The sequence below is a fragment of the Roseburia sp. OM02-15 genome (assembly GCF_003481835.1).
Lineage (GTDB): Bacteria > Bacillota > Clostridia > Lachnospirales > Lachnospiraceae > Eubacterium_I > Eubacterium_I ramulus_A.
Genome location: NZ_QULX01000011.1, coordinates 283 through 19143, shown reverse-complemented (window position 1 = coordinate 19143; position 18861 = coordinate 283). Strand labels below are relative to the sequence as shown.

14 protein-coding genes are annotated in these 18861 nt (G+C 43.1%); 12 read left to right on the top strand and 2 right to left on the bottom strand.

Going from position 1 to position 18861, the window contains the following annotated elements:
* Positions 1-193: 193 nt before the first annotated feature.
* Positions 194-490 carry a helix-turn-helix domain-containing protein gene (locus DXB15_RS10955; RefSeq protein WP_109215687.1) on the bottom strand — a complete coding sequence of 99 codons (297 nt, stop codon included), beginning with the start codon at positions 488-490 and terminating at the stop codon, positions 194-196.
* 190 nt (positions 491-680) lie between these two features.
* A complete protein-coding gene (locus DXB15_RS10950; RefSeq protein ID WP_109215688.1) occupies positions 681-1514 on the bottom strand; it encodes an AraC family transcriptional regulator in 834 nt (277 codons plus the stop codon).
* Positions 1515-1743: 229 nt separating this feature from the next.
* Between DXB15_RS10950 and DXB15_RS10945 the strand changes: the two genes are divergently transcribed.
* From DXB15_RS10945 to DXB15_RS10890, 12 genes are all read left to right on the top strand, one after another.
* The gene (locus DXB15_RS10945) at positions 1744-2913 is read left to right on the top strand and encodes a galactokinase (protein WP_109215689.1); all 1170 of its coding nucleotides are present in this window, start codon (positions 1744-1746) and stop codon (positions 2911-2913) included.
* Positions 2914-3086: 173 nt separating this feature from the next.
* Positions 3087-4583, top strand: a complete 1497-nt coding sequence (galT, locus tag DXB15_RS10940; protein WP_118702983.1) for a UDP-glucose--hexose-1-phosphate uridylyltransferase — start codon at positions 3087-3089, stop codon at positions 4581-4583.
* Positions 4584-4719: 136 nt separating this feature from the next.
* Positions 4720-5736, top strand: a complete 1017-nt coding sequence (galE, locus tag DXB15_RS10935) for a UDP-glucose 4-epimerase GalE (RefSeq protein ID WP_109215691.1) — start codon at positions 4720-4722, stop codon at positions 5734-5736.
* 17 nt (positions 5737-5753) lie between these two features.
* On the top strand, positions 5754-6266 hold the full coding sequence (locus DXB15_RS10930) for a hypothetical protein (RefSeq protein ID WP_109215692.1): 513 nt from the start codon (positions 5754-5756) through the stop codon (positions 6264-6266).
* Complete coding sequence (locus DXB15_RS10925; protein WP_118702982.1) at positions 6263-7198, top strand: AraC family transcriptional regulator; 936 nt, start codon at positions 6263-6265, stop codon at positions 7196-7198. Before DXB15_RS10930 ends, DXB15_RS10925 begins: the two co-directional genes overlap by 4 nt.
* Positions 7199-7733: 535 nt before the next feature.
* Complete coding sequence (locus DXB15_RS10920) at positions 7734-9074, top strand: ABC transporter substrate-binding protein (protein WP_118702981.1); 1341 nt, start codon at positions 7734-7736, stop codon at positions 9072-9074.
* Between the two features lie 94 nt (positions 9075-9168).
* Positions 9169-10062, top strand: coding sequence for a carbohydrate ABC transporter permease (locus DXB15_RS10915; RefSeq protein WP_109215695.1), 894 nt, complete (start codon positions 9169-9171; stop codon positions 10060-10062).
* Between the two features lie 16 nt (positions 10063-10078).
* The gene (locus DXB15_RS10910; protein WP_118702980.1) at positions 10079-10885 is read left to right on the top strand and encodes a carbohydrate ABC transporter permease; all 807 of its coding nucleotides are present in this window, start codon (positions 10079-10081) and stop codon (positions 10883-10885) included.
* A gap of 101 nt (positions 10886-10986) precedes the next feature.
* Positions 10987-13020, top strand: coding sequence for a beta-galactosidase (locus DXB15_RS10905; protein WP_243115640.1), 2034 nt, complete (start codon positions 10987-10989; stop codon positions 13018-13020).
* Positions 13021-13543: 523 nt separating this feature from the next.
* Positions 13544-15526 carry a hypothetical protein gene (locus tag DXB15_RS17300; protein ID WP_243115639.1) on the top strand — a complete coding sequence of 661 codons (1983 nt, stop codon included), beginning with the start codon at positions 13544-13546 and terminating at the stop codon, positions 15524-15526.
* A 280-nt stretch (positions 15527-15806) separates the two neighbouring features.
* Positions 15807-17231 (top strand): phosphopyruvate hydratase, encoded by a 1425-nt coding sequence (eno, locus tag DXB15_RS10895; RefSeq protein WP_118702979.1) that lies wholly within the window; start codon positions 15807-15809, stop codon positions 17229-17231.
* Positions 17232-17404: 173 nt separating this feature from the next.
* A complete protein-coding gene (locus DXB15_RS10890; protein WP_118702978.1) occupies positions 17405-18808 on the top strand; it encodes a vWA domain-containing protein in 1404 nt (467 codons plus the stop codon).
* The last annotated feature ends 53 nt before the right edge of the window (positions 18809-18861 follow it).

The following is an 18861-nucleotide window of genomic DNA, read 5'->3' as shown; positions in this document are numbered from 1 at the left end:
CTTGCAGAAGTGGGAGTCTCAACTCAGACTGAGGTGAATAAAATCTAGGTGATGTAACTGAAATAAAGGGAAGAGGATATTTTTTCTTGCGAAGCGATTGTTAGCTAGCAAGACAAAATATCCTCTTCCCTTTTACACAGTCCCAAAACTAAAAGTTCCCAAAACCTGAAGTTTTCACGTTGTCGGCAACATTTTACCGGCGCTCATTCAAAATTTTCAAATCATTCACAATCTGCTGGATATGCGCTTTCTGTTCCAACGTCAGACCAGTGGATTCGATATAAATTTTCTGATCATCCTGCAATTCCAACAGATAATCGGCAGAACAGGAGAGAACTTCACAGATCCGTCTTAACATGTCGATGGATGGCATGATGTTATTGTTTTCCCAGTTACTGACGCTTTGTTTTGACACGTTTAATTTTTCGGCAAGCTGTACCTGATTGAGCTTGGCAGCCTGTCGAAGTGCTTTTATCTGATCTCCGAACATAGTTATCTCCTTTTTTCTCCACTTTAAAGGAGATAAGGTCTTTTTACAAAATACAGGAGTATTGCCAAACTAGATTATGAGTAAAATATTTCAAACTATGCAGAAAACATCAATTTTATAGTGTGTGAACAATTACAGAATCTGGCAAGTTCAGTCTGTACGGCTCTTTTATGCGTATTTTGCTGGAAACTCAGTCTGCACGATTTTTCCGGGCATATTCTGTGGGTGGCATACCCATCTGTTTATGAAATACGCGGGAAAAATACAGACTATTGTCAAAACCGACGGATTCAGCAATATCCATCATGGACATATTGTTGTGTGTCAGCAGATAACATGCCTGCTTGATCCGGTATTCGCTTAAATATTCTTTGGGTGATTTCCCAAGAACTGCCTGAAATGCCCGGCACAGGTAGCTTCGACTCAAACCTACATAAGCCGCCATATCATCAACTGTGATGGGGGAACCATAGTTTGAGGAGATATATTCAATGCTTTTGATCACGTAACTTTCTTTTCGACTCAGCTTGTTCTTTTTTTCTGCCTCACGCATATAAATAGCAAGAAGCATGTACAGGTAGCCTGCCATTTCCACGGAATTGATAAAGTCATTTCCACGGGCATTGTAGATCTGGTTCATGCGCTGATTGATCTCCCCGCTGTGGATATTGTTGTAAGTCACCGGAAAAGACGGGGTGAAGCGGGTTGCCTTCAGGATGGAGGGGGCATCGTTTCCGGTGAACCCGATCCAGGAATATTCCCAGGGGTCTTCCTTATCCGCATAGTACCAGACTTCATGATTTGGATAGATCAAAAAGGAGTCACCGGCTTTTAAAGTGTAGAGTTTCCCGTTGCAGTGGTAGTACCCTTTGCCAGTTAAAATGTGGTGGATCAGGTAATGGTCTTTGCTTCCAGGTCCCCAGTGATGATTTCGGTCACATTTTTGATGCCCAACATTACAGACGGACAGGGAAAAAAGTTCATATTTGCGTATTTTATAAGAATCCTTGTAAAAATCACTCATTTTTCATACCTCCAGAATAAAAATAGGTTAGCATAGAAAAAAGAAAAAAACAACATTTTTACATATTTTGCACACATTTCCATATAGGAATTTCGTAAGAAAGAAAGTACAATGAAACTATCAACGGCAGAGAAATGAGTTTGCGTGTACTGAGACAAAAATCGGTGCAAACGAAGAAGCAGTATCTGCCTGGTAATAACAGGAAAAATGAAATAGATGGAGGAGTTCGATGAAAGAGCAGTTATTAAAAGAGTTCAAAGAAAAATTTGGCAGTGAAGGCGATATCCGCAGCTATTTTGCACCGGGCAGAGTAAACCTGATCGGTGAGCATACCGATTACAATGGCGGACATGTATTTCCATGTGCACTGACCATCGGTACTTATGCAATTGTAAGAAAACGTGAAGACCGTAACTTCCGTTTTTATTCTACAAACTTTGAGAGTCTTGGTGTGATCGAGGCAAGCCTTGACAATCTGAAATACGATAAAGCTCTGGACTGGACCAACTATCCACTGGGCGTTGTATGGGCTTTTATTGAGAAAGGTTACCCGGTAGATTACGGTTTTGATATGCTGTTATTCGGAAATATTCCGAACGGTTCCGGACTTTCTTCTTCTGCTTCTGTAGAGGTTGTAACCGGTGTGGCTTTGCGTGACCTCTTTGGATACGATGATATTTCCATGATCGACATCGCATTATTCGGACAGTATTCCGAGAACAACTTCAACGGTGTTAACTGCGGTATCATGGATCAGTTCGCAATTGCAATGGGTAAAAAAGATCAGGCGATCTTCCTGGATACCAGTGATCTTTCCTATACATATGCACCGATCAAACTGGCAAATGAAAAAATCGTAATTGCATGCAGCAATAAAAAACGTGGTCTTGGTGATTCCAAATACAATGAGCGCCGTGCAGAGTGCGAGGAGGCTCTGGCAGAACTTCAGACAAAACTGGACATCAAAGCACTTGGAGAACTTTCTGAGGAAGAATTTGAGTCAAACAAAGACCTGATTAAGAGCGAAGTACGTCAGCGCCGTGCAAAACATGCCGTTTACGAGAATCAGCGTACCCTAAAAGCAGTAGATGCACTGAAAGCAGGAAATCTGGAAGAGTTCGGAAAACTGATGAACGCTTCTCACGTATCTCTGCGTGACGATTACGAAGTAACCGGTATCGAGCTTGATACACTGGTTGAGAACGCATGGGAGCAGGAAGGTGTCATCGGTTCCCGTATGACAGGTGCAGGCTTCGGTGGTTGTACCGTAAGTATTGTAAAAACAGACTGCGTCGATAAATTTATCGAGAACGTTGGAAAAGCATATCTGGAAAAAATCGGTTATGCGGCAGATTTCTATGTAGTAGAGATCGGCGACGGCGGAAGAGTTTTAGAGTAATAAGGTAATAACATGCAGCGGCTCAGAATCAATAGGATTCTGGATTGTTGCAAAAACAGACAGAAGTAATATTGCATGGAAAAATATCTGGTTAAATAGCAGAGAAATATAAAAATATCTGAGTTGAGGAACAGCAGATATTGGAACATGTATCATGAGGAGGAGCATACGAAATGTCTGATTTATATGTAGCAAGACTGGTACAGTACGGATTGGAGTCCGGTCTGATCCCGGAGGAGGAGCGGATTTACAGCACGAACCAGATTCTTGAGGTAATGAAAAAAGATGATTATGAGGCACCGACAGCCGAAGAAGTCGGCACAGAGATTGAGCTGGCAGATACCTTAAACCACCTGCTGGATGAGGCTTTGGAGAGTGGCGTGTTAGAAGACGGCGGTGTGGTATCCAGAGATCTGTTTGATACAAAGCTGATGAACTGTCTGACTCCGCGTCCGGCTCAGGTCATTGCAAAATTCCGTGAGGATTATGCAGAAGATCCGAAGAAAGCGACCGATGATTACTATAACTTCAGCGTGGCAACCAACTACATCCGCAAGGATCGTATTGCGAAAGACCGTCGCTGGAAAGTGCCGTCTGAGTATGGTGAGATCGATATTACCATCAACTTAAGTAAACCGGAGAAAGACCCAAAAGCCATCGCGGCAGCGAAACTGGCAAAACAGTCTGCTTACCCGAAATGCCAGCTCTGTGTGGAAAATGAAGGTTACGCAGGCCGCCTGAATCATCCGGCGCGTCAGAATCATCGTATCATTCCGATTACCATCAACGGTGGAAACTGGGGTTTCCAGTATTCTCCGTATGTATATTATAACGAGCACTGCATCGTATTTAACGGCGAGCACACACCAATGAAGATTGAACGTGCAACGTTCCGTAAACTGTTCGATTTTGTAAAACAGTTTCCACACTATTTCCTGGGATCCAACGCAGACCTGCCGATCGTTGGCGGTTCTATCTTAAGCCATGATCATTTCCAGGGCGGACATTATACCTTTGCCATGGAAAAAGCAGAGTTTGAGAAAACAATCACAATCCCTGGTTTTGAGGATGTGGAAGCCGGAATCGTACACTGGCCGTTATCTGTCATCCGTATCAGAAGCAACGACGATGAGAGACTGGTAGAACTGGCAGATCATATTTTAAAAGCATGGCGTGGATACACCGATGAGGAAGCATTTATTTTTGCAGAGACAGACGGCGAACCACATAATACCATCACACCGATTGCACGTATGCGTGACGGCAAATACGAACTGGATCTGGCACTGCGTAACAATATCACCACAGAGGAATGCCCGCTTGGCGTATATCATCCGCATGCAGAACTGCATCACATCAAAAAAGAGAACATCGGTCTGATCGAGGTTATGGGACTGGCAGTATTACCTGCACGTCTGAAAAATGAGATGGACGTACTGGCTGAGTATATTCTGGAAGGCAAGGACATCCGTTCCAATGAGACCATCGAGAAACATGCAGACTGGGTAGATTCTTTCCGTGACCGGTATACATTTACAAAAGAGAATGTGGAAGAAATTCTGCAGCAGGAAATCGGAAAAGTATTTGTAAAAGTTCTGGAAGATGCCGGTGTATACAAATGCACCGAAGAAGGAAGAAAAGCATTTGACAGATTTGTTTCAGTTTTATAAAATGGTAACTGTTCAAAAATGGTCGGATTTGCATGCTTTTTAACAGAAAGCGTATGTTTCGCACTCTCCCTATGGATAAAAGTAGAGTGGTGTGAAAGGAAGAAATCTGACTTGCATGAATTTAGGAGGTAAAGATATGCATATTTTAGTAACCGGAGGCGCCGGATATATCGGCAGCCATACATGTGTGGAACTGTTAAACGCAGGCTATGAAGTAACTGTAGTAGATAATCTGTACAATTCCAGTGTGAAAGCCCTGGACCGCGTACAGGAGATTACCGGAAAAACACTGAAATTCTACGAAGCAGATATTCTTGACAGAGATGCCATGAATAAAATTTTTGATGAAAATACATTTGATGCTGTTATTCACTTCGCTGGTTTGAAAGCAGTCGGTGAGTCCGTTGCAAAACCAATCGAGTATTATCAGAATAATATCGGCGGAACACTGGTGCTGACAGACGTTATGCGTAACCATGGCTGCAAGAACATTATCTTCAGCTCTTCCGCAACAGTATACGGTGATCCGGCAATGATCCCGATCACAGAGGAATGCCCGAAAGGAACCTGCACCAACCCATATGGCTGGACAAAGAGCATGTTAGAGCAGATTCTGACAGACATTCATACTTCTGATCCGGAGTGGAACGTTGTATTACTTCGTTACTTCAACCCGATCGGAGCACACAAGAGCGGCATGATCGGCGAAGATCCGAAAGGCATTCCAAACAACCTGCTTCCATATGTAGCTCAGGTTGCCATCGGTAAATTAGAGTGTCTTGGTGTATTCGGTGATGATTATGACACACCGGATGGAACAGGTGTACGCGATTACATCCACGTAGTAGATCTGGCAGTTGGACACGTAAAAGCAGTTGAGAAACTGGCTGACAAAGACGGCGTATCTATCTACAACCTTGGAACAGGACACGGATACAGTGTACTCCAGGTAGTTCATGCATTTGAGAAAGCATGCGGTCATGCGATTAATTATGCCATTAAACCGCGCCGCCCGGGCGATATCGCTATGTGCTACTGTGATCCGGCAAAAGCGAAAAAAGAGCTTGGCTGGGAGGCTCAGTACGGCATTGAGGATATGTGTGCTGATTCCTGGAGATGGCAGAGCCAGAATCCGAACGGATATGCTGACTGAAAGGAACTTTAGACTGAATGAACGACTATAAGATTACGCAGCAGGTAAAGCGGAAATCAAAGCGTTTTGCAAAACCATTATCAGTTACCATGGTCGTATTGGCCGTGGTACTGGTAATTCTTGCAATTATATTTGACACAGGACTTATGATGCCGGCTTTCTTATTTGCGGCATTATATTATGTGTTCTCCATCAATGCAGATACAGAGTATGAGTATGCGATGGAAAATGGAATCCTGACTATTGATGTGATCCGGGGAAAACGTCGTCGCAAGACGGCACATACGCTGGCACTCAAAGACCTTGAGGTGATTGCACCGAACTGGCATGAGTCTGTTGCAAAGTACAGAAAAGACGGCGGTACAGAAAAACTGAAAAAATTTGACTACACCTCTTATGACGATAATATCCCATATTATACGATGATCACATATGAGGACAAAGAAAAAATCAAACTGCTGCTTGATTTAAACAGCAGTATGCTGGAAGCAATCAAACGAGTTTACCCACAGAAGGTGTATTTACAATGAAAAAAATAAAGGGCAAAATGGAATTGCGTTATTATGATATTCCGCAAAATGAGTTTCTGATCGCATTGCAGAACCAGAACTGGCAGAATAAATATCAGACGGAATCCGATCTGCTCCATTTTCATAATCTGATGGAGATCGGCGTCTGCCGTCGTGGACACGGAACGATGCGTCTGGAAGATGATGTGGTTCGTTACGAATCCGGAATGATCAGTATCATACCGGCAAATTATCCGCACAATACCATACCGGATATCGGGACAGATAACTGCTGGGAGTATCTGTTTGTAGATCCGGAGAAGATTTTTGCTGTTGTTTATGCAGATGATATCTTACAGCAGCAGAAAATTCTGGAAAATATCAATAGAAAAGCCTTTTTAGGACGGGAAGAAGATATCCCGAATATGAAAAATATTATCTGTGCGATCATGAGCGAGATGAGCCGTAAGCAGGAGTTTTACAGGGAGAGTACCCGCGGACTGGGTCTGGCTCTCATGATGATGATCGCCAGAATGAACTCCAATGTAGGCAATGCACCGGAAGGACTTCGCCAGAAAAACGGTTTTGATCAGGTGCGCCCGGCGCTGGAACATATCAGGGATCACTATGCAATGCCGATGAAGATTGCTGAGATCGCATCCGTCTGCCATATGAGTGAATCTCATTTCCGCAGACTGTTTGAGGAAAATATCGGTATGACACCGGTGGATTATCTGAATCAGGTGCGGGTAAAGAAAGCCTGTGACATGATCCGCAAGACAGGATATTCCATGGAGGAGATTGCCGTAAAAGTGGGATTTACGACGACCTCTACGTTTAACCGTAATTTTAAACGGATCGTGGGAACTTCTCCTTACCAGTGGAAGAAATCACCGGAAAATTTTGAGATACGTCTGGCAGATTTTAATATTCTGATCGAAAAAGGCTGGTAGTACAAAAATAAAATAAGACAAAAGATATGCCATGATGCGGTTCTGCCGTGTTCTGGCATTTTTTTGTCAAAGGAAAAGTTACTGTTTTGAGATCTTTGCATAAAAATATGTGATAATAGTTTGACTTAAAGGGACATTTGTTTTATTTGATTCATAACAACAGATGTTTTCTGTTGTTTTAAAACAAAACAAAGCAATGTTTTGGAAAATAAAACCAGAAAAAGAACAGATACGGGCAAACTGTCGAAAAAAGCAGGGAAAATCTTCGTGAAAAAGACGAAAATGTGTTAAAAAATAAACGAAAACGCGGATCAAATGCGAAAAAAGTAAAAAAAGATAGTTGAAAATGCGAAAAAATGTGCAAGTTGACGGCGAATGATTGAATATGCATATATTGTAGAAAAAAATGCGAACAATAGTTAAGAGGGGTATAGTATAATATGTACATCTTGATGCAGGAGATAAAATGATATTTGAATAAAATATACAAATGATTTTAATGCATCAGAATTTAATTTCATGAGGAGGAGAAAACATGAAAAAGAAAGTAATTTCACTTATGCTCATTGGTGCTATGGTAGCTTCCATGGCAGCATGCGGAAGCAATGGCGGTAGCAGCGACGGCAACGCAGCAAAAGGTGGCACATCCGCAACAGAAGAAAGCGGAGCAAGCGAGGGTGGCAACACATTAACAGTTTGGACATGGGATCCAGCATTCAACATTCCGGCAATCGAGGAAGCTGCAAATGTTTACAAAGCTGATCATCCGGATTTCGAACTCAAAGTAGTTGAGACATTATCTGATGACTGTGAGACAAAACTGATCACAGCAGCTGAGTCTGGAGATCTTAGCACATTACCGGATATCTGCTTAATGCAGGATAACTCTTATCAGAAATTCGTTTCCATTTATCCGGAAGCATTCGTTGATTTAACAGATTCTGGAATCGATTTTTCACAGTTCGCAGCTGGTAAACTTTCTTACTCTACAGTAGATGGAAAGAACTACGGCGTTCCGTTTGATAATGGTGCTGTAATCGGCGCATACAGAACAGATTATCTTGAGCAGGCTGGATACACAGTTGATGATTTAACAGACATTGATTGGAACAGATTCATCGAGATCGCTAAAGACGTTAAAGCGAAAACCGGTAAATATATGTTATCAGGACAGGCTGACTCTCCGGATATGGTCATGGAGATGCTTCAGTCCGCAGGTGCTTCTCTCTTTGATAAAGACGGAAAACCGGCTATGACAGATAACGCAGCATTAAAAGAGTGCATCAGCATTTATCAGAAGCTGGTAGAAGAAGGCGTTTACTACGAAGTAAACAACTGGGATGATTATGTATCCTCTATCACAACTGGGCAGGTTGCAGGTGTTATCAATGGTAACTGGATCTCAGCTACAATCATGGGTATGAAAGATACATCTGGTAAATGGGCTATCACAAATATGCCTAAATTAATTGAGACACCAAACGCAACTAACTACTCTAACAACGGTGGTTCTTCTTGGTATATTACATCAAACTGCAAGAACCAGGATCTGGCAATTGACTTCTTAAAGAGCACATTTGCCGGTAGCGTACAGTTTTATGAGAACATCCTTCCGACAACTGGAGCAATCGGTACATATGCACCGGCAGCTGATTCAGCAGCTTACCAGGAGCCACAGGAATTCTGGAACAACCAGCCGATCTTCGCTAAAATTGTAGATTTCTCATTAAAGACACCTACAAATAACACAAGCCCATACTACTATGATGGACGTAATGCAATCGGTACACAGATTCAGAACATCATGAACGGTGCTGATGTTGATCAGGCTATCGCTGATGCTCAGGCAGAAGTAGAGTTCACAATGGGTGAGTAATTCCTGTTTGTTGAATGATTACAATGTAGTTTTTTAAATATGCGGGGGACTGCCTGGCAGTTCCCCGAATATTATTTGCGAAGGGGGTTTTGAGGTGGAACCTAAGAAAAAAGGCATGACCTTGGTTGCAAAACAGAAAGCGGCAGGATGGGCATTCCTGATCCCTGCATCAGCTATGATTGCAATTATGAGCTTTTTCCCGATGGTAAAGGCATTTATTCTTTCCTTACAGACTGGTAAAGGAGCGAATATGCATCTTTCCGGATTTTCAAACTATGTGCGTATGTTCCAGGATAAAGTATTTTTACGTTCTGTAGGAAATACGTTCATCTACCTGGCAATTCAGGTACCGATCATGCTTGTGCTTGCTATTTTACTTGCACAGCTTCTGAACAACAGAGATCTGAAACTGAGAGGTTTCTTCCGTACATGTGTATTCTTACCATGTGCAACATCTCTGGTTTCTTACGCTTTGATCTTCCGTTTCCTGTTCGCTCAGGACGGATTTGTAAACAATGTATTAGTAGGTTTAGGCATCTTGGATCAGGGATATAATTTCCTTGGAAATGCCATAAGTGCTAAGATCGTAATTATCATCGCTTTGGTATGGAGATGGACAGGTTACAATATGGTATTCTATCTGGCCGGCTTGCAGAATATTGAGTACTCCGTATATGAGGCAGCCAAAATCGATGGTGCCAACGGATGGAAGACTTTCTGGAGTATTACCGTACCACTGTTAAAACCGACAATTATTATGACATTTATCATGTCAATTAACGGTACATTACAGTTGTTCGACGAGTCAGTCAACCTGACACACGGCGGACCTGCAAATGCAACTATTACAATGTCACATCATATTTACAATACCGTATTCTTACGTTCACCGAACTTTGGATATGGCGCAGCAATGTCATTCTTTGTATTTGTACTTGTGGCAATCCTTGCATTTATCAATATGAAAGTAGGTGATACACGTGACTAAGAAGAAAAATAAATCTATGATTCAGCGTCGACTGATCCCTACCTATATTTTCCTTGCAATTGTATCCCTGATCTCCGTATTTCCATTTTACTGGATGATCATGGCAGCAACAAATAACTATGTTGATGTATCAAAAGGAAAACTGACATTTGGTACTTATGCAGCTGAAAACTTCAGAAACCTGATCTCTCAGCAGCCACTGGGTCTGGCAATGAAAAATTCATTTGTATATGCAATTACAGTTACTGTTATCTGTCTGTTTATCTGCTCTCTTGCAGGTTACGGATTTGAGGTATATCATGATAAATGGAAAGACAAACTATTCTCTGTTCTGCTTCTTGCAATGATGATTCCGCAGGTCGCAACTATGATCCCTCTGTTCCGTATGTTCAGTAAAGCAGGCTTACTGAATACAGTACTTGCTTTCTTCCTGCCGATGATCTCGACACCGTTTATGATCATGATGTTTAGACAAAACTCACGAGCATTCCCGGTAGATATCGTTGAGGCAGCACGTATTGATGGCTTAAGCGAGATTAAGATTTTCTTCCAGATGTATATGCCGGTTATGAAATCTACATATGCAGCAGCAGCCGTTATTACGTTCATGAATGCATGGAATGCATATCTGTGGCCGAAGGTTTGTATGACAGATGGCAAATCTCTGAACATGGTTATGTTGATCGCAAACATGACTGGTGGTTACAAGATTGATTATGGTATGATCATGATGGGTGTATTATTCTGCTCCATCCCGACACTGGTAATCTTCTTCGTACTTCAGAAACAGTTTGCAGAAGGTATCACAGGTGCCGTTAAATAATCAAAATATAATAATGCAATTTTATGCAGCCCCACGGTGGTTTCGCCGTGGGGTTTTTAAAACCGACAATTATCGGAAATGTGTTTTTGGGTTTTAATAAAATGAATAAACAGAAAGGAATTACAGACATGGGCGTTAAATTTGATCGTTTAGTTTATGGTGGAGATTACAATCCGGATCAGTGGTTAGAGTATCCGAACATTCTGGAAGAAGACATCCGTCTGATGAAGAAGGCACATGTAAATACGGTTTCTCTTGGCATTTTTGCATGGGCAAAATTGGAGCCGCAGGAGGGTGTGTATGATTTTGACTGGATGGAAGAAATCATCAATCGTCTGTATGAAAACGGAATCAGTGTATTCCTGGCAACTCCGTCCGGCGCACGTCCGCACTGGCTTGCAGACCGTTATCCGGAAGTGTTACGTGTAAATGAAATGCGTCAGAGAAATATTTTTGGACAGCGTCACAATCATTGCTATACATCTCCGATCTACCGTCAAAAAGTACGCCAGATCAATATGAAACTGGCAGAGCATTTTGACCATCATCCGGGTGTGCTGATGTGGCATATTTCCAATGAGTATGGTGGAGAGTGCCATTGCCCGTTATGCCAGAGCGCATTCCGTAGCTGGTTAAAAAAACGGTATAACAATGATATCAAAGAAGTAAACCGCAAATGGAATACTGCATTCTGGAGTCATGATTATCAGAATTTTGACCAGATTGAGAGCCCGACACCGTTAGGAGAGACGTCCATTCACGGACTGGTGCTGGATTGGAAACGTTTTGTCAGTCATCAGAGCGTTGATTTCTGTAAGGCTGAGATTCAGGCTCTGCGTGATGCAGGCGGAACAAAACCGGCAACCACAAACCTGATGTATAACTTCCCGACGATTAATTATCATGAGATGGCAAAAGTGCTGGATGTGGTATCCTGGGATAACTATCCGCAGTGGCACAAAGGACCGGAGCGTCTGATTGCTATGGATAATGGTATGCAGCACGATATTATGCGTACCTTAAAGAAAGAGCCGTTTATCCTGATGGAGTCCTGTCCGGGACCGACAAACTGGCAGTCTGTCAGCAAATTAAAACGTCCGGGAATGTTAGAGACGGCTTCTTTGCAGGCGGTAGCGCATGGATCTGACAGCGTCATGTATTTCCAGATCAGAAAAGGTCGCGGTGGATTTGAAAAATTCCATGGTGCCCTGATCGACCATTACGGAAAAGAAGACGAGCGTACTTATCAGGAGTGTAAAGAGGTTGGTGCTGATTTGGAGCAGATCGATGAGCTGAAACATTCCAATGTAAAGGCAGATGTGGCAGTTATTTATGACTGGGAGAACCGTTGGGCGGTAGAAGAAGCACAGGGACCGCGTAATAAAGGTGTGTTCTATAAAGAAGCGGTAGAAAAATCCTATTATGCGTTCCGTAAACAGGGACTGAACGTAGATCTGCCGGATATGACTCAGGATCTTGACGGTTATAAGATCGTGGTTGCTCCAATGTTGTATATGTTTCGTGCAGGATTTGAAGATAAAGTGCGTAAATTTGTAGAAAATGGTGGTACATTTATTCTGACTTACTGGAGTGGCGTTGTTGATGAGAATGATCTGTGCGTACTTGGTGGTACACCGGGCGGTCTGATGGATGTTATGGGACTGCGCAGTACAGAGATTGATGGTCTGTATGACGGTGAGAGCAATACCGTAAAAGCGGTTGTTGGCGATGTGGCTTACAAGTGCGAGCACCTGTGCCAGCTGGTAGATGTTAAGACTGCCGAGCCGTTATTTGTATATGGTGAGGATTTCTATGCAGGTACACCGGCTATGACAGTGAATGAGTTCGGTAAAGGAAAAGCGTATTATGTATGCGCAGATTCTGAGCAGAAATTCTATGATGATGTGTATGCTGAGATCGTGGCAAAAGCTGGGGTTGAGAAACCGTTGAAACAGCATATTCCGGAAGGAATTGAAGTGTCCACACGTCAGGGTGAGAATGTGGAATATGTGTTCATCCAGAACTTTAATAAGGTTCCGACAGCGTTTACACCGGAACTTGACGGGGCAGAGGTGCTCTTTGGTGAAGTTACCGGAGAAATGAAGCCGTTCTCTACTATTATCTTGAAAAAATAATATGGGTTCCTAAATATGGTTTCTTAATTTTACTAATTTAGGTTATTGATGAAATCGGGGAATCTTACCTCGTCAGCTAACAATCGCTTGCCGAGGAAAGATTCCCCGATTTCGCTCTAAGTATTGATGATAATTTAAAAAATAAGGAAGTCATCTGTTTTTATTATGTAAAGCAATAAGCAGGAATTAATTCATCTCAGTCTGAGTTGAGACTCCCACTTCTGCAAGTGGTGAGTAGTAACAAGTATTTCTCAGTGGGAGTTCAATCTCCGACTGAGATAAATGCTCCGCGAGGGCGCACATTGTCTGGGAGACAATGGTTTTGCGCCGACCGGAACGGAGTGTAGAGTGCAGTGATTCTGAAAAGAAGATGTCAGCTTGCGCTGACCAGAATCACGCACCAAGTCTCACGTGCGTTCGACTTGAAATTAGGAGGGATGCATGTCTCTTTTGATAAGTTGCATAGCAGAATAGGATTATAAATGGGTAGCGCGAGCTATAGGATCAGGAGAAGCGAAATAAAATGGGAAAAATATGTGAAAATGGACAGAAAGTTTATGCGGCCTATCGGGTTGCAAAATTGCTGAAGATATATGAGGATTGTTCGCCGAATGGTTTTTACCAGAGATGGAAACAGAAAAACACGTTTATGAACGAGCAGGCAGAAGCATTTGGAACGGGAAGAACAGATAGTTTTATTGATGAAGTTGAGCAGATTGTGGATCAGCGGCGTGCAGAGACCGAATGGAAGAATGAAGAAGCATGGAAAAACGGAACAGTGGCTTTCGGTGCGCGCTATCTGACACCGGAAATGTATCTGGATTATGAGTGGAAGAGTATTCAGCTGGCTTTTGTGGTGTATAAAGGTGATCGTGTTGGAAATCATAAATGCCAGGTTTATACAGAGGATGAGAAACGGGCATTTTACGAGAATAATCAGGATTTGTTTACCAGATATCATGGAGATCTGTTTCCATATGAAGAAGTGGATCTGATCATTGAAAAGTGGCTAAAAATGCAGGAGTACCAAGAATTCACAGAAAGTGTAGCGGCTAATGCGCATTTGAGTGAAACGACCGTAAATGAAATATCGACACAGGATGTGTCAGATGAAAAGTCAGATAATGCAGCTCAGTGGATGGCAGAGTTTGAGGTAATCTGGAATCAAATGCAGGCAGAACAACGTCAGAGAGAAGATAAAAATCGCCTGAAAGAAAATACAGGAATGGGGATTTGTGGACGTTGTTATTATGTCAGTGCAATTCATGGGGATGATAATAATGACGGAACAGAGAGTCATCCGTTAAAGAGTTTGTATGCGGTAAATTGTTTGGATTTGCAGCCGGGTGATCAGGTGCTTTTAGAGCGTGGTTCTGTGTTTGAAGGTCAGTTTTTGCATTTGGATGTACAGGGCACAAAGGAGCACCCAATTTATATTGGGGCATATGGAACTGGCGAAAGACCGTTAATCCAGACGAATGGTCAGGGTATCTGGTATCAGGATTATGGAACGCAACTGGATGCACCGACGCATGTATACAAAGGATATGTGTCTTCTGCAGTTCTGCTGTATGATTGTGAATATGTGACTGTCGAAAATCTGGAGATAACCAACTGTGGTGGTGTATTTGGAGAAACATATTCGGCTCCGCACAAGATGAATCGCACCGGTGTGGCAGGAATTGCCAAGAACCGTGGAACGTTGCACGAAATTCATTTGAATAATCTGTATATTCATGATGTGGAAGGCAATGTTTACGATAAACATATGAATAACGGTGGTATTTATTTTACCTGTCTGAAGCCGGATGAGGAAGAAAAAACGGGTGTGGCACGTTATGAAAATGTCAGTGTACGTGGCTGCCATCTGAAACGGACAAGCCGTTGGGGCATTGCTATTGGATACAGTTATAAGTGTAAAGAGTTTATGATGGCAGAGCTGCCGGATGAATTATTTGAAAAATATGGTCATCACAATATTTACATTGCGGATAATTATGTGGAAGAAATCGGCGGCGATGGCGTTACGGTGATGTATACCATGAAACCGTTGGTGGAATACAATTCCGGGGACAGTTGTGCGCTGGAAATGAATGACCGTTATTATAGCGAACCGGAAAATCGTGGTGGAAAAGTTGCAGCAGGTATCTGGCCATGGAAGAGCAAAGATGCGTTACTAACCTACAATGAGATGCGGGATATGCGGCTGAATCAGGATAGTATGGCGTGGGATGCGGACTCCGGTGACGGAACATTATATCAGTATAACTATAGCCGGTTAAACGAAGGCGGATGTGTGATGTTCTGTCTGGAAGAAGCTATTCATAATGAGTTTCGTTATAATGTCAGCATGGATGACCTAGGCGGAACCATCAGTCCTTCCGGTAATCCGGATGCGTGGATTCACCACAATGTTTTTTATCACAGAGCGGAAGTGCCGTTTGTGCGGGCGCGCATGGATGATGGAACATATACCGCAGAAGAAAACGAATTTTACCAAATTTAGAAAAATTGCATCGGAGAAGCATCGGGAAAAGTAATTCAAAACATTATTTTCCTGATGCTTTTTTGTTGGAAAAGTTTATGCATTTCAGCGCAAAAAGTGTTGAAAATAAAAATTTTTGAATTTGAGTGTAGAAACTTTTGATATTCAGAAGTTATTGCAGTGTTTTTGTACATTTGGAGCGTAAATAAGACCATTTCTGATCGTGTGTATAAGGATTCCAAAAACAGCAGATAATGTAAGGGAGAAAACTGATTTATTTTTGGAAAGGAGACGAAAAATTATGGCTGTTTATCTGGAAATTGTGGATGTATATGCAAGAGAAATACTGGATTCCCGGGGAAATCCAACGGTGGAGACGGAAGTAAAAGTAAAGGACGGAAATCACATTTTTACCGGGCGGGCAAGTGTCCCATCCGGCGCCAGCACTGGGGAACATGAGGCGAAGGAATTGCGGGATACGGATTCGAGACGGTATCATGGAAAAGGTGTGCATCAGGCGGTGGTCAATGTCAACGACCGGATCAAAGCGGTGCTGCTTGGAAAAGATGCAACGAATCAGGTTTTGATCGATCAGATTTTAAACTGTACGGATGGAACGGAAAATAAATGCAATCTTGGGGCAAATGCGACGTTGTCTGTTTCTATGGCGTGTGCAAAAGCCTGTGCCAAAGCGCTGAATCTGCCGCTGTTTCGGTATCTTGGCGGTGTGTATGGGATTCGTATGCCGGTCCCGATGATGAATATTTTAAATGGTGGGCGCCACGCGGACAATACCGTTGATTTTCAGGAGTTTATGATCATGCCGGTGGGCGCACGGGACGATGAGGGCAATTTTATTTTCCGGGATGGACTGCGCTGGTGCGTGGAAATTTATCATACGTTAAAATCAATTTTGGAAAAAGATGGTTACACGACGTCTGTGGGGGATGAAGGTGGTTTTGCACCGGATTTGAAAAATGCAGAGGAAGTGTTGGATTATCTGATGCGGGCGGTGAAGGAAGCAGGTTATGAGCCGGGCAGACAGATTGCCTTTGCGTTAGATGTGGCAGCAAGTGAATTGTACAATAAAGATTCCGGACTTTATGATTTCCCGGGAGAAACACGGTTGAAACTGGCAGAGTTGATGGCAAAAGGAAATCAGTGCGAGAGTAATTCTGCGCAGGAAATCCTGCATTCGGATGAACAGAAACTGCCAAAAGCGGAGATGGCAGGCATGCTGGCAGATACGATTTCGCTGTCTGTGCATCGGACAACGGAAGAGATGATCTCTTATTATGAAAAACTGATCAGTAAATATCCGATCGTATCTATTGAGGATGGTTTACAGGAGAATGACTGGGAAGGATGGAGTGAGATGACCAAACGGATCGGCGATCGGGTACAGTTAGTCGGAGATGACTTATTTGTGACAAATCCGAAGCGGTTAAAACAAGGCATTGCACAAAAAGCGGGCAATGCGATTCTGATCAAGGTAAATCAGATCGGTACGTTATCCGAGAGTTTTGAGGCAATCGTGTTGGCAAAACGAAATGGGTATCAGTCGATCGTATCGCATCGCTCTGGCGAGACGGAAGATCCGATGATCGCGGATATTGCTGTAGCGTTAAATTGCGGGCAGATCAAAACTGGTGCACCATGTAGAGGGGAACGGACGGCAAAATATAATGAACTTTTGCGGATTGAGGAAGAAGTCTGCGAGAGATAGAAAAATTTATTGTCATTCACTACTTTTTTATAGAGAATTTATATAAACAGAATTATCAGATGAACTAAAATAAAACTTAGGCAAAACTTACTGCCAGTTTACTTGTCCCGGAAAACAAGATGTGATACACTAATTTCCGACAGTAACAAAAAATCACTGAATGAGGAACGTGAATGGAACAGGAAAAACAAAAGACAGAAGAGGAACTTGCAGCAAAGATCATGGAATACGCCAGAGATGAGCTGATGATCTCCATGCGGTTTCTTGACAGAGCCTTATTTCGGATGCCACTGGTGGCCGCAGACAGTGTCGCTGCTTTTGGCGTGGATGGCGCGACCATGTATTACAATCCGGAATATGTGCTGCATGCATTTAAAAGAGAAAAAAATGCCTGTACCCGGGCATTTTTACATATGATATTACACTGCATTTTCAGTCATCCGTTTCAGTATGAAAAATTGGATCGGGAGTGCTGGGATCTGGCGACAGATCTGGCGGTGGAGCAGTCGATTCTGGATCTGAATCTGAAATGTGTGGAGCTGGAGCGGGATGCGTCCCTGAAACGGACGTTATCGCATTTGGCGCAGAAAGTACCGATTCTGACCGCAGAGAAAATTTACCGCTGGCTGTATGAAAATCCGGAGGAGAGCGCAGAATTTTTCAGGGAAGAACCGCAGTTTATGTGGGATGATCATCTGAAATGGATTCCGTTGAAGGAAAATGAAGCCGGAGAGCGCAGAAACGACAGTATTACGACAGATACGAGAACTGCCATGGTGGGCTGCCATGAGGCGGATACTGGCGAGGAAGGCGAGCAGGAAGATATTGACGAAGCATTGGTGGGACAGCGTCAGGGGGACTGGCAGGATGTGAGCCAGCACGCCAAGACAGATCTGGAAATGTTTTCCCACGAACAGGGATACGGCGCCGGAAGCCTGCTGCTGAACCTGAATGCCGCGTTGCGGGAAAAATACGATTACGGCGAGTTTTTGCGGAAGTTTGCGGTTCTGGGCGAGGAAATGCATGTCAATGATGATGAATTTGACTACATTTACTATACTTATGGATTGCAGATGTACAAAAATATGCCACTGGTGGAGCCGTTGGAATACCGGGAAAATAAGCGAATCCGGGAATTTGTCATTGCCATTGATACGTCTGGTTCCTGTCAGGGCAAGACGGTGGAACGGTTTTTACGGAAAACTTACAATATTTTAAAGAGCAGCGAGAGCTATTTTGAACGGGTCAATATTCATATCATTCAATGCGATGAGAAAATCCAGCGTGATGTGAAAGTGACCACGGACGAAGAATTTGAAAAATATATGGAAGATGTGGAGCTGTGCGGCTTTGGCGGCACGGATTTCCGACCGGTGTTTGAATATGTGGACGGGCTGATCCGAAGACATGAATTTCAGGATCTGAAAGGTCTGATCTATTTTACGGACGGACAGGGAACCTTCCCGGAGCGGATGCCGGATTATCAGACGGCGTTTGTGTTCGTACAGGAAGGCTACAGCATCCCGGAGGTGCCGATCTGGGCGATTCGGTTGGTGTTGGATGCAGATGAGATTTAACAAATTATAGCAAGAATTCTCCTTCCTCTACAGGTGGGAGATGAATTGCAAAA

What these genes read in the sequence shown, in the direction of transcription:
- DXB15_RS17300 (WP_243115639.1), top strand. Translation starts at nt 13,544, where the DNA reads ATGGGAAAAATATGTGAAAATGGACAGAAAGTTTATGCGGCCTATCGG.
- DXB15_RS10945 (WP_109215689.1), top strand. Translation starts at nt 1,744, where the DNA reads ATGAAAGAGCAGTTATTAAAAGAGTTCAAAGAAAAATTTGGCAGTGAA.
- DXB15_RS10930 (WP_109215692.1), top strand. Translation starts at nt 5,754, where the DNA reads ATGAACGACTATAAGATTACGCAGCAGGTAAAGCGGAAATCAAAGCGT.
- galT (WP_118702983.1), top strand. Translation starts at nt 3,087, where the DNA reads ATGTCTGATTTATATGTAGCAAGACTGGTACAGTACGGATTGGAGTCC.
- DXB15_RS10925 (WP_118702982.1), top strand. Translation starts at nt 6,263, where the DNA reads ATGAAAAAAATAAAGGGCAAAATGGAATTGCGTTATTATGATATTCCG.
- DXB15_RS10905 (WP_243115640.1), top strand. Translation starts at nt 10,987, where the DNA reads ATGAATAAACAGAAAGGAATTACAGACATGGGCGTTAAATTTGATCGT.
- DXB15_RS10920 (WP_118702981.1), top strand. Translation starts at nt 7,734, where the DNA reads ATGAAAAAGAAAGTAATTTCACTTATGCTCATTGGTGCTATGGTAGCT.
- DXB15_RS10910 (WP_118702980.1), top strand. Translation starts at nt 10,079, where the DNA reads ATGATTCAGCGTCGACTGATCCCTACCTATATTTTCCTTGCAATTGTA.
- eno (WP_118702979.1), top strand. Translation starts at nt 15,807, where the DNA reads ATGGCTGTTTATCTGGAAATTGTGGATGTATATGCAAGAGAAATACTG.
- DXB15_RS10950 (WP_109215688.1), bottom strand. Translation starts at nt 1,514, where the DNA reads ATGAGTGATTTTTACAAGGATTCTTATAAAATACGCAAATATGAACTT.
- DXB15_RS10955 (WP_109215687.1), bottom strand. Translation starts at nt 490, where the DNA reads ATGTTCGGAGATCAGATAAAAGCACTTCGACAGGCTGCCAAGCTCAAT.
- galE (WP_109215691.1), top strand. Translation starts at nt 4,720, where the DNA reads ATGCATATTTTAGTAACCGGAGGCGCCGGATATATCGGCAGCCATACA.
- DXB15_RS10890 (WP_118702978.1), top strand. Translation starts at nt 17,405, where the DNA reads ATGGAACAGGAAAAACAAAAGACAGAAGAGGAACTTGCAGCAAAGATC.